This is a genomic window from Virgibacillus indicus (assembly GCF_002266285.1).
Taxonomy (GTDB): domain Bacteria; phylum Bacillota; class Bacilli; order Bacillales; family Amphibacillaceae; genus Virgibacillus_K; species Virgibacillus_K indicus.
Genome location: NZ_NPMS01000005.1, coordinates 124,121 through 136,666, shown reverse-complemented (window position 1 = coordinate 136,666; position 12,546 = coordinate 124,121). Strand labels below are relative to the sequence as shown.

Annotated in this window: 10 protein-coding genes and 1 pseudogene; all 11 read left to right on the top strand. The window is 41.3% G+C overall.

Annotated features, from left to right (window positions below; genetic code table 11):
- Window position 1: 1 nt before the first annotated feature.
- The 11 genes and pseudogenes from nagA to CIL03_RS11760 all read left to right on the top strand — a co-directional run bounded on the left by nagA (window position 2) and on the right by CIL03_RS11760 (window position 12,545).
- Window positions 2-1,159: an N-acetylglucosamine-6-phosphate deacetylase gene (gene nagA / locus CIL03_RS11810; protein ID WP_094886067.1), complete on the top strand. Its 1,158-nt coding sequence runs from the start codon at window positions 2-4 to the stop codon at window positions 1,157-1,159.
- A complete protein-coding gene (locus CIL03_RS11805) occupies window positions 1,160-2,206 on the top strand; it encodes a GNAT family N-acetyltransferase (RefSeq protein WP_094886066.1) in 1,047 nt (348 codons plus the stop codon).
- An 18-nt stretch (window positions 2,207-2,224) separates the two neighbouring features.
- Window positions 2,225-3,349 (top strand): MFS transporter, encoded by a 1,125-nt coding sequence (locus tag CIL03_RS11800; protein WP_094886065.1) that lies wholly within the window; start codon window positions 2,225-2,227, stop codon window positions 3,347-3,349.
- 45 nt (window positions 3,350-3,394) lie between these two features.
- Complete coding sequence (locus CIL03_RS11795) at window positions 3,395-4,132, top strand: glycerophosphodiester phosphodiesterase (protein ID WP_240508060.1); 738 nt, start codon at window positions 3,395-3,397, stop codon at window positions 4,130-4,132.
- A 216-nt stretch (window positions 4,133-4,348) separates the two neighbouring features.
- Window positions 4,349-5,097, top strand: a pseudogene (locus tag CIL03_RS11790) (alpha/beta hydrolase).
- A gap of 357 nt (window positions 5,098-5,454) precedes the next feature.
- Window positions 5,455-6,438, top strand: coding sequence for a LacI family DNA-binding transcriptional regulator (locus CIL03_RS11785; protein ID WP_094886064.1), 984 nt, complete (start codon window positions 5,455-5,457; stop codon window positions 6,436-6,438).
- Window positions 6,439-6,462: 24 nt separating this feature from the next.
- The gene (locus tag CIL03_RS11780; RefSeq protein WP_094886245.1) at window positions 6,463-7,218 is read left to right on the top strand and encodes an SDR family oxidoreductase; all 756 of its coding nucleotides are present in this window, start codon (window positions 6,463-6,465) and stop codon (window positions 7,216-7,218) included.
- A 399-nt stretch (window positions 7,219-7,617) separates the two neighbouring features.
- Window positions 7,618-8,967, top strand: coding sequence for an ABC transporter substrate-binding protein (locus tag CIL03_RS11775; protein WP_420855411.1), 1,350 nt, complete (start codon window positions 7,618-7,620; stop codon window positions 8,965-8,967).
- A gap of 100 nt (window positions 8,968-9,067) precedes the next feature.
- A complete protein-coding gene (locus CIL03_RS11770) occupies window positions 9,068-10,399 on the top strand; it encodes a carbohydrate ABC transporter permease (RefSeq protein WP_094886063.1) in 1,332 nt (443 codons plus the stop codon).
- Window positions 10,400-10,411: 12 nt separating this feature from the next.
- On the top strand, window positions 10,412-11,233 hold the full coding sequence (locus CIL03_RS11765; protein ID WP_094886062.1) for a carbohydrate ABC transporter permease: 822 nt from the start codon (window positions 10,412-10,414) through the stop codon (window positions 11,231-11,233).
- 229 nt (window positions 11,234-11,462) lie between these two features.
- Window positions 11,463-12,545: a Gfo/Idh/MocA family protein gene (locus tag CIL03_RS11760; RefSeq protein WP_094886061.1), complete on the top strand. Its 1,083-nt coding sequence runs from the start codon at window positions 11,463-11,465 to the stop codon at window positions 12,543-12,545.
- The last annotated feature ends 1 nt before the right edge of the window (window position 12,546 follow it).

Below are 12,546 nucleotides of genomic sequence, written 5' to 3'. Positions count from 1 at the left end.
TATGTATTACTTGAAAGGTGATGTCATAACAGATGGAAGAATTATAAAAAATACATTTGTTGAAATATCAGATAAAAAAATAACTTATGTCGGTCCGGAAATGAAGAAAGAAGACCTGCCTGTTTACCAGGTAAATGATGGTTACATTTGTCCAGGCTTTATTGACATTCATATCCATGGTGCAGACGGTAAGGACTTTATGGATGATGAACCTGAAATATTTCATACGATTTCCAGTAAACTGCCAAAGTATGGTGTCACCTCCTATTTAGCGACGTCCCGCACTGTAGCGCTGAAAGATGTCCGGAGGTTTCTTGGAACAGCTGATAAATATAATTATATGCAGGCAAATGGCGCAAAGATGTTAGGTGTACATATAGAAGGTCCATGGATCAGTCCGAAATACAGCGGTGCTCAAAGTGAAAAGCTGATTCGAAAGCTGACAGCAGAGGACTTGGAAGATGTGATCAGCCAATTTGAAAACGTTATAAAAAAGATAACCCTGGCACCTGAGGAATTAGAAGGAATTTCAATCATCCGGTCATTGAGGGAAAAAGGGATTAGCGTATCTGCAGGCCATACGAATGCAACGCTTGATGAAATTGGAGAAGCAATGGAATTTGGCCTGACACAATTGACCCATACCTTTAATGCTATGAGTCCGCTGCATCACAGGGAACCGGGTACAGCAGCTGCAGCTTTATTTTATGAGAATTTACTTTGTGAGCTGATTGCAGATGGTCTGCATGTTCATCCAAAGGTAATAGAACTTTTATATAAAATAAAAGGAAAAGAAGGGCTGGCTCTTATTTCGGATTGCACCGGATATAATGAACTTCCGGATGGTGAATATAACCTAAGGGGAAAGGAACTGATCAGAAAGGGAAACAAAGTGACCCTGAAAAAGAACGGAAAATTGGCCGGAAGTGCGATAACTTTGGATAAAGGAATAAAGTTTGCAGTCGATCACTGCAATATCCCTTTGGAAGAGGCAGTTTTTATGGCTGCTGAGACACCTTTATCATTTATTGATGGGGCAGGAAAACTGGGAAGAATTGAAGCCGGTTATAATGCTGATTTGGTAGTTTTGAGTGAAAGTTTAAATGTAATGGAAACTATTATTGACGGAAGAACTGTATACAAGGAGGCATCGAACTAAATGAAAATTAGAAGACTGAAACCAGATGAATTCGATCAGGCTGTGAAACTTGCAGATGAAACCTTTCGTGACGGGGGACATACTTCTATGGGAGAGGCTTTTCCGCAGGTGTTTTCAAAGGAGCTGCAGCTTTCCTATGGAGCTTTTGATGGAGAAAAACTGGTCAGCTTTATCGGTCTCGTTCCATCCATTATCCGGATTGGCAGTGCATCACTCAATATCTTTTCAATTGGAGCGGTATGCACAGATATGAGCTACCGCAAACAAGGTATATCAACCCGAATACTGAAGGAAATCTATCAATCTATTGATAATGCAGGTGCTTCTTTATTATTGATATCGGGGGACAGAGGGCTTTATACAAGAAATGACTGCTATCATTTTGGCAGTATGAAGAAATTTACACTTGAAGCTAACGTAAAAAGGGCGATTTATGATGGCTCAGTCAGAAAAGGAACCGAAGCAGATATTTTCAGTGTACACCAATTGAATAAAAATAAAAAAGTCCGGTATGAAAGCAGTGTCTGGGAATGGGCAATGCTGCTGAAGGCAGGAGGCTTTGCAAGCATTTTTAAAAAAGATCAGGCGCTGTTTGTCGCTGAAAAGGATAATGAAATAAAAGGATATGCCGTGATTGGGCTACAAGAAGAAAATAATGGGACCGATAATGGAATTGTAATGGAATGGGGCGGCGATCCACAGGCAGTGCATGGAATTTTCCAGGATATGTTAATGGGAAATTACGTTTCAAAGCTTGAACTTGCTGTAACGTGGCAGGATGAACTGCAGCAGGAACTGCATGCGTATCAAAATGAAGAAAGGAAAAATGGCGGGACAGTTTACATTGTGAACCGTGAAAGATTTATAGATCAGGCATTTCCTTATTTAAAAGAACAGAATCCAGAAATCAGTAAACCAGAAATTCTTGAATCAATCAATGCTTTAACTCCAAAGGAATTCGTGAAAAAGGTTTTCGATCCAAATGAGAATGCTGAGAGTGTGTTCCCGCTTCCAATGCCAAGCACAGAAGGACTTAATTATGTTTAGAAATAAGTATGTGACTGTATGAAATACGCACTGCTGAATATGTTTTACTTTTTATTTTTCATTGGGACAGGTGCATTCCAATTTTTGAACCTGTATTATGTGGATGTCGGCCTGACAACAGGTGAAATTGGAATATTATTCGCGGCCGGTCCGCTTGTAATGATTTTTGCCCAGCCATTTTGGGGAATGCTCACAGATTACTGGGATTCTCCCAAAATCACATTGTTCATCATGATCATAGGATCTGCAGGGACGGCTTTATTTTACCCGTTCTCTTATGAATTCGAAAACTTACTCATCCTTAATATTATTTATTTCTTCTTCCAGAGCTCTGTGCCGCCAATTGCTGATGCTACGGCAATGTCGCTGCTGGATGACCGAAATGATTTTGGCAAAGTCAGACTCTGGGGGTCAGTGGGATATGCAGCTGGCGTAATAGCTGTTGGAAAAGTGCTCGATTTATTTGGCCTGCAGCTGATGTTTATCCTGCATAGCTGCTTTTTGCTTATTGCATTAACTCTTGCATTAAGACTGCCAATAAAAAAAGGCGGAAAAAAAGACTTCAGTATGCAGAAGGCAGTCAGTTTATTTAAAAATCCTGCATTTCTTATGTTCCTGCTTTTTAGCTTTCTTGTTCATTTGACAGTGCATGCGAATAATTCATTTTACGCTATTTATATTCAAAATATGGGAGCGACACTGACTGTTGTTGGATTGGCATTATTAATCAAATCAATACTTGAGGTACCCTTTTTTGCATTATCAAAAAAACTGATGAATAATTTTTCATTCCCAATCCTTTTATCTGCTACAGCAATTATTTATGCTGTCAGGTGGATTATATTGGGTTACAGCAGCGGTCTTGAAATCCTGGTTTGGTCACAGATTTTGCTGAGTTTGTCCTACAGTATCCAGTATTTTGTTTCTGTGGCTTACGTTGATGTGATTGCACCAGAAAGGTATCGTGCAACAGGACAAACTTTTTACTGGGCAGTGACATTTGGACTCGGGGGATGGCTCGGAAATTTGCTTGCAGGCTTTGTGCTGGATTACATTGAAATTGATGAAATGTACAGATTGGCAGCACTGATTTCACTGGCAAGTGTGAGTCTTTTATGGATAAAACCGAAGAAGAGAACGTGAAAGCAATAGATTACTGATAACATTCTAAGATGAGGGAGACTCAACATGCTGACTAAAATTTTTGCACATAGGGGCAGTTTTGGAACACATCCGGAAAATACAATGGCTGCGTTCAGGGAGGCAGAACGGGTCGGAGCAAATGGTATTGAGCTGGATGTCCATTTAACAAAAGACAATCAGATTGCTGTCATCCATGACAATACTGTTGACAGAACAACAAACGGATCTGGGGAAGTCAGGAGCCTTACACTTGATGAATTAAGGAAACTGGATGCCGGTTCCAAATACTCAGAAAAGTTCAGGGGTGAGAGAATTCTTTCCCTGAAAGAAGTTCTTTCATGGATGAAGGGAAACACCCTTGAATTAAATGTTGAATTGAAAAATGCTACTGTGGAATATCCGGATTTTGAAGTGAAGCTGCTGCAAGAGGTACAAAACTCCGATTTGGAGGATCGTGTCTTTTTCTCATCTTTCAATCATTATGCACTGAAGAAAATGAATGAAATGAACCCGGATATTGAATGCGCTGTGTTATATCAGGAGAGGCTCTATAAGCCATGGGATTACGCAAAAACACTTGGAGCAGGAAGTCTGCATCCGCATTTTCCAAATACGTCGGAGGATATGGTGAAAGAAGCACAAAAAAATGGCTTTCCTGTACGAGTTTATACAGTAAATAAGGAAAAGTATATGGAAAAATTTATAAGAGCTGGCTGTGCAGCGATTATAACTGATTATCCGGAAAAAGCATTGCGGATTCGGGAGCGGATTGCTCGGAGGTAGTCTTTGTATTTGCTGATTTTATCTTTATGATACAAGATTTGTTTGAAATGGAGACTTAACCTTTAAACAAACGTTTGATCAACTATTAATTAATATGAAATACTTTCATTTCCCGGGAAATATCGACAATTATTTCCTGAAAATAACTCATGAATTGCTGATACCATAGAGAATTGTCGAAGGTTACCAAATTTGTTTAGAGAGAGGAATAGGTATATGCCACTTCTTAAATGTGATTTTTATTCGGAGGTTTTAAATTTATCCACTTCAATGACCGTTATTCTTCCAAAAAGACCATTAAATAGCCCGGTCAGGAAAAACTATCCAGTGCTTTATCTTCTTCATGGATACAGTGATGATCATACAATGTGGACAAGGCGCACATCAGTTGAAAGATATGCTGAAGATATGGGTCTTGCTGTTGTAATGCCGCAAGTCGACCACAGCTATTATACGGACATGGCTTATGGTAATAAATATTGGTCGTTTTTGACTGAGGAACTTCCTAATATAGCTCACTCCATGTTTCATTTATCAGATAAGAGAGAGGATAATTTTGCTGCTGGTCTGTCAATGGGGGGCTATGGCGCATTTAAATGGGCGCTCACACATCCAGATAAGTTTTCAGCTGCGGCAAGTATGTCAGGTGCTCTGGATATTGAAAGTTTAATAGAAAGACAGGCTGATGACCGGAAGCGGGAATTCATTCAGATTTTTGGCGAGAAAAGTATTAAAGGAACCAGCAATGATTTGTTCGAGCTATTGACGCTGAGGAAAAGCCATTGCTGTACCAAAGCTGTGGAACAGAGGATTTTCTTTATGATGATAATGTTACCTTTAAAAAAGCTTGTGGAAAAACTGGTTATAACCTGAAAACTGAATTTGAATCTGGTGACCATAATTGGGCATATTGGGATAAAAAAATTCAAGATGTACTAAATTGGCTGCCAGTCAAATTAAATTAGGATGGAGAAAAAATAGCAAAAGTGAGTTTGCAGCTGTATTCATTCAGAGGAAGCTGCAGAGAAATCTCTGATGCCTGTCATTCGAAAGGCATCAGGGATGGAATATGAAGATGTTCAAATAGTGAGTTTTTCGACCAGACTTTAACTCTCGGCCTTAAAGGTTTATCTCTTGTCTCACTTCTAATAGATTACTTCAAACAAACGTTTGATTAAACCTCATGACTACTTTTCTAAATAATTATTTCGGAAACTGTAAAGAAGTAAGAAGGGTCACCATCCGACTTTATCATCTTGACAAAAAACACCCCAAAATATAACATAAAATGTAATCGATTTCATAAAAAGACAGGTGATTTTATGGCAACTATCCAGGAAGTGGCTAAGAAAGCAGGCGTTTCTGCAGCAACTGTTTCAAGGGTTCTCAATAACAGGAATTCTGTTAAAGAAAAAACGAGAATGAGGGTGGATCAGGCTATCAGAGAATTAAATTATGAGCCGAGTGTGCTTGGGCGTAATTTACGGAATTCGGAAAGCAGGCTGCTTCTAGTTTTAATCCCAAGTATTTCGAATCCGTTTTATACGGAAATCATTAATGGGATTGAGGATACAGCGATTGGCAAGGGTTATAACATTCTACTTTGCGAAACGGACTCCAATCCAAAAAGGGAAGCTATTTATTTTAATATGGTCCGGAATCGGCTAGCTGACGGGATTATTTTAATGGATCCCACTGTCAATCGTAAAAACCTTCATGACCTGGCATGCAAGCATCCGATTATACAGTGCAGTGAATTTGATGAAAATGGTACGATCTCTTATGTAACGATTGATAATGAATTGGCAGCATACCAGGCGGTTAAACATTTGATTAAAATTGGGAAAAAGAAGGTTGCCCTGATAAATTCAGATGAAAAGTTTCTGTATGCCCGTGAGCGCAGAAGTGGTTATGAAAAAGCCATGAAGGAATTTGGTTTGCCGATTGAATCGAAGTGGATTCGCAGTGTGGAACAGCTTGGTTTCGAAAGCGGTCAGCAGGCTATGCGTTCCCTTTTAAACGAGGCTGATATGCCGAATGCAGTGTTTGCTGTTTCGGATGTTTTGGCAATTGGTGCACTGAAAGAAATAAATTCTATCGGTCTGAAGGTGCCTGAGGATATTGCCATCATTGGTTTTGATAAAATCAGCTTTTCCAATATGACGCATCCAACACTGACAACAATTGCACAGCCAATGTACAAAATGGGCTGTATTTCGGCAACTATGATTATTGATAAAATTAGAGGAAATGATGTGGAAAGTCTGATCCTGGATCATGAATTAATTATAAGGGAATCGACGTAAGACTAAAAAAGTGAGGTGTTCAAGATAGATAAATTTTCTGGTCAAGTTGCTGTGGTAACGGGTGTGAGTCATGAAAACGGTATTGGTGCTGCTGTATGCCTTGAACTGGCGCGAGGGGGATCTGATGTATTTTTTACCCACTGGAATTCAGAGATGGAATGGCCGCAGTTTTTTAAAAAAGAAATCCGGGATCTGGGGGTAAGGTGTGAATGTATGGAGGTTGATTTATCACGGCCGGATGCAGACACGCTTATTCTTGATGAGGCTGAAAAGTCGCTGGGCTCACCTGTCATACTGGTTAATAATGCTGCACACTCAACTAGAGATGGGTATAAAAAGCTTGATGCAAAGGTGCTGGATGATCATTATGCTGTCAATATGAGAGCAACAATGTTGCTGAGTGTTGAATTTGCAAGGCGGTTTGAAAAAACTGACCGCACTTCTGGGAGAATTATCAATTTGACATCCGGACAGGGTCAAGGGCCAATGATCGACGAATTGGCTTATGGTGCTTCAAAGGGAGCGATTTCTGCATTTACACTTTCATTATCTGCGGAGGTTGCGCCTTTGGGGATTTCGGTTAATGCAGTTAATCCCGGGCCGACGGATACTGGCTGGATGACTGATGAAATTAAAAAGGAATTGCTGCCGAAGTTTATGTCGGGTCGTATGGGACTTCCTCGAGATGCGGCACGGCTGATTGCATTTCTTGCGAGCAGGGAAGCGGAATGGATAACAGGACAGGTTATTAACTCTGAAGGAGGGTTTTTAAGGAGATAGTTGGAAATGTTTTTGGAGTTGAGAGATAAGTGATTAAAGTTGAGAGAAAAGCTGTTGAAGTTGAGAGAAAGCCGAGTATAGTTGAGAGATAACTTGAGAATATGCTGTTATGTTTCAACTTTCTTTGTGTGTCTCTCAACTTTGCTGTTCTTTCTCTCAACTAGGACTGCATGTCTCTCAACTTCGCAGCAGTATCTCTCATCTTCATGCCCACATCTCTCAACTTTTCCAAATACCCAACAAAATACAAAATACAAAACTAAAAAAAATAATAAAATAAATATTGACAACATTTATATTTATCGTATAATGAAGTCAAATGTAATCGATTTCATTTTAAAGAATATTCCTTTAAAACAATTCTGAAATGAAATCGACATTAAAAAAGGGGGCATTACATTGAAGTTTTGGAAGTTGGCACTTAGCAGTTTATTGTTAATCGCTTTGGCATTTTTTATGGTTGCCTGCAGCGATTCAGGATCAACAGAACAAGACAACCCTGACGAGACTGATACATCGGATGATAGCAGTACTGACAGTGAGGAAGAAGAAGCAGCAGATGAAGGTGAAGAAGAACAAGTAACAATCGTATATGCGCGCGGTGTGGATACGACACCGGCAACAGAAGCTGTAATCAAAGCTTTCGAAGAGAAAAATCCGAATATTAAAGTAGAACAGCGGGAAATGCCTGCAGATACTGGGCAATCTCATGACCAGTACGTAACACTTTTAAGCTCTCAAAGCAGTGAGATCGACGTGTTTAATGCAGACGTAATCTGGCCGGCAGAATTTGCTCAAGCCAACTACGTGCTGGAACTGGATCGTTTCATTGAGAAGGATGGAATCAACATGGAAGACTACTTCCCTGGAACTGTTGCAGCAGCGAATTTTAATGGGAAGCAATGGGCAATGCCACAGTACACGGATGCCGGAGTATTTTACTACCGGACAGATATTGTGGACGAGCCACCAAAAACATGGGATGAATTGATCGAAATGGCTGGTGAGCTGAAAGGGGAAGCGGGCACAGAACATGGCTACCTCATGCAAGCCGCGCAATATGAAGGTTTAATTACAAATGCTATTGAATATATCGCTTCTTATGGCGGTGAAGTTGTAGATGAAGATAATAATGTTGTAGTGGACAGTCCAGAAACGATTAAAGCTCTTGAAAAGATGCAGGAAATCGTAACATCTGATTTTGTTCCAGAAAATATCCTTAACTTTATGGAGACAGAAACAGAAAATGCATGGATTGAAGGAAATGCGGTCTTTGCTAGAAACTGGCCGTATATGATGTCATCATCCAATGATGAAGAGAGATCTGAAATTGTTGGCAATGTAGAAATGGCAAGATTGCCTGCAGGTGATGAGGGTACTGCTTCAGCGCTTGGCGGATGGATGACAATGATTAACAGATATTCTGAGCATCCGGAAGCGGCATGGGAGTTTGTGAAATTCATCTCCGGGCCAGAAGGACAAAAAATCAGTGCAGTTGAGGGTGGACGTCCTCCAACCTTAAGCGCTTTATATGACGATCCGGAAGTGCAGGATGTAAGTACATTATTCGCAAACCCTGAATTCAGAGAAGTACTGCAAACAGCAGTTCCTAGACCGGTTTCACCAATTTATCCGGAAGTTTCCGATATCATGCAAATTGAAATTTCCAAAGTATTAACAGGTGACCAGACCCCTGAGGATGCTGCAGCAAATATGCAGACGAAAATCGAAGAGGCGATGGCTGAATAGAATTTGAGTTGATTGGAAAATAGCAGGATGGGCGGAGACTCTCATCTTGCTTTTCTTTTAATAGGGCTAAAGCAATGCCTTATTAGATAGGAGGTTTAGCATGAAAAACAAGAAAAAGCGCGGCTTTCAACTGAGTGAAAAACAGCTTGGTTATGCCATGGTTATTCCATCGCTCATTCTGGTTATTGTTGTGGTGCTTTGGCCGGTTGCGCAATCATTTTATAATAGTTTATTTGATTACAGGCTGAATGATCCGGCCCGTTCTCAGCTGATGCTCAGTGCGACAATTGATTTGGAGCGGTATGTGGACAATCATTTTTATATAGAAGGCCAGCTTGATAGTTTAGCAGGCAGTGCAGATAGTGAAGAGAATGCAGAAACAGTAAAAGAGATACAGCAGGATATTGAAAGCTACCATTCAGAACTTATCAGTGATGAAGAGATTAATACAAAGGTAGAAAAGATTGATGAGCTGCTGATGAATTTTACCCCGGTAAGGGATTCGGAGCTGAAATATTCAAAGCTTGATAATGATTTTGCGAAAGACTACAGAGAAGCGCTGGAATCCCATTCCGCAGAACTCACAGCAATTGCCGAAGCAAGCGGGGATGAACAGACTTCACAAGCATTCCAGCAAACGTCTGATTTACTGGCATCAACTGCTGGCAATATTTTAAAGTCTAACTTTATCGGCCTTGAAAACTATGGGAAATATATGAAAGATCAGCGGATGTGGAAGGCCATGGGGAATACGGCCTTTTTCACAGTAGTTTCAGTTGCATTTGAATTGGTGCTTGGCCTGGCCGTTGCACTCCTTATAAATCGTGCATTTAAAGGCAGGGGAATTATTCGGGCATCTGTCCTGATTCCTTGGGCGATTCCAACTGCGGTAGCTGCCATGATGTGGGGCTTCTTATACGATGGCCAGTCCGGAATTGTCGCACATTATCTGGAAGTACTTAACGTGATTCCGGGTGCGTCCTGGCTTTTGTCGACATCTGATGGCGGAATGTTTTCTATCATTCTCGCAGACGTCTGGAAAACAACGCCGTATATGGCATTACTGTTATTAGCCGGTTTACAGACAATACCGGGTTCGCTATATGAAGCCTCAAGCGTGGATGGGGCTAATAAAGTTCAGCAGTTTTGGAGAATTACACTGCCGCTTCTGAAATCATCCATATTAGTTGCCCTGCTTTTCAGGACATTGGATGCCTTCAGAGTGTTTGACCTTATCTATGTATTGACAGGCGGCGGGCCTGCAAACGCAACCGAATCGATTTCCGTCTATGCCTATAAAACATTATTCGCCCAGCAGAACTTTGGGGAAGGGTCAGTTCTTTCCGTCATTGTGTTTTTGAGTGTAGCGGTCATTAGCTTTATTTATGTGAAATTAATCGGTTCTGATCTTTTTGCAGGTCGTGCAAAGTGAGGAGGTTTTTAAATGAATAAACGCGCAGGGATTGGATTTTATCTGTTTCTGATCATCTTTGTTTTTCTTGTGATGTTTCCATTCATCTGGGTATTTTTAACATCAATCAAACCGCCGGGAGAAATTTTCTCATCGTTCCGCTGGTTTACAAAAAATCCATCGCTTGATTCCTATGAAGCAGCACTGACGAACAGGCCACTGCTGAGGTATATGCTTAATAGTTTTGCAGTGTCATCACTGACAACGATACTGTCACTGGCATTTGCATCATTTACAGCCTATGCAGTGACCAGGCTGCCAATCAAAGGTAAAGGACTGATCCTGGGACTTGTGCTGGCGGCATCGATGTTCCCGCAAATTGCAATCATTTCACCAATGTTCAACCTGGTGACAGGTCTTGGTCTGCGTAACAGCTATATGGGGCTGGTGATTCCGTATATTACCATCAGTCTTCCGCTGGCGATCTGGATTTTGGCAACATTTTTCAAAAAAATACCGTTTGAACTGGAGGAATCCGCCAAGCTGGATGGAGCAAGTCCGTTTCAGACATTCCGGAAAATCATCTTTCCATTGGCAGCGCCTGGAGTGTTTACTACAGGAATCCTTGTATTTATTGCCGCATGGAATGAGTACTTATTTGCGCTGACAATCAATAGTGATGATATGTGGAGAACAGTGCCTGTTGGAATTTCCATGTACCAGAGTCAATATTCGGTTCCATGGGGCGACATTTCCGCAGCAACAGTGATTGTGACAATTCCGATTGTTATATTGGTGCTGTTTTTCCAGAAACGGATTGTTTCCGGTTTGACGAGCGGGTCTGTTAAAGAATAATTTAAAACAAAAGCGGAAGCGACCGTTTAGCGACGTACGGACTGGACTGAGCCGTAGGAGATAAAGGAAACACGGCGACCATAGGGAGACGATGTTGACTATCGTACGAAGGTGAGGGAAGTCTCGCTAGTCGCTGGTCGCTGGAGCTGGACGTGGCTAATCCTGATATTAATTATTTTTTGCCATTATATATATTTGGTATCCAAAGGAAAATGAGGTTGATTGAATAATGGAGAGGAAATTGAGGATTGGAATCATTGGCTGTGGGGCAATCGCGATTAAAAAGCATCTTCCCAGCCTCCAAAAGTTAAAACAAGTTGAGATTGTGGCGTTTTGCAATCGAAATATCGAAAAGGCGAAAGCAGCAGCAAAAGATTTTGGAACAGCGGATGCAAAAATCTATGAAGATCATAAGGAATTGCTGAAAGACAAGGCAATTGATGTTGTTCATGTATGTACACCGAATCTATCCCATGCTGAGATTTCAATTGCGGCGCTCGCTGCCGGCAAGCATGTGATGTGTGAAAAGCCGATGGCAAAGACATCGGAGGAAGCTAAGCGGATGGTGGAAGCTGCAAAGCGTTCGGGAAAAAAGCTGACTATTGGCTATAATAACCGTTTTAGGGCGGACAGTCAGTACCTGCACAAGGCTGCATCACGTGGTGATTTGGGAGAAATTTATTATGCGAAGGCACATGCGATCAGGAGACGTGCCGTTCCGACATGGGGCGTGTTCCTTGATGCGGAAAAACAGGGTGGCGGTCCGCTGGTTGATATTGGGACACATGCACTTGATCTGACATTATGGATGATGGACAACTATGAGCCGAAATCGGTAATGGGTTCGGTCTTCCATAAGCTCGGGAAAAAGAAAGATGCAGCAAATGCCTTTGGTCCCTGGGATCCGGATGAATTCACCGTGGAGGATTCTGCATTCGGGTTTATTAAGATGCAAAATGGTGCAACAATTGTTCTTGAATCCAGCTGGGCGTTGAATTCGCTGGATGTTGATGAAGCAAAATGTTCATTGAGCGGCACGGAGGGTGGTGCTGACATGAAGGACGGCTTGCGGATACATGGGGAAGACTTTGGAAAATTGTATACAACAAATGTGGAACTGGATCCAGGAGGCGTTGCTTTTTTTGAGGGTGAAACAGAAAGTGAAGCAGATTTGGAAATACGTCTGTGGATTGAAAGTATTTTGAATGATACAGAGCCGGTCGTGAAGCCCGAGGAGACATTGGTTGTCACGCAGATTTTGGAGGCAATATATGAATCTGGTAAAACTGGGAAAGCTGTGTATTTTGATTGAA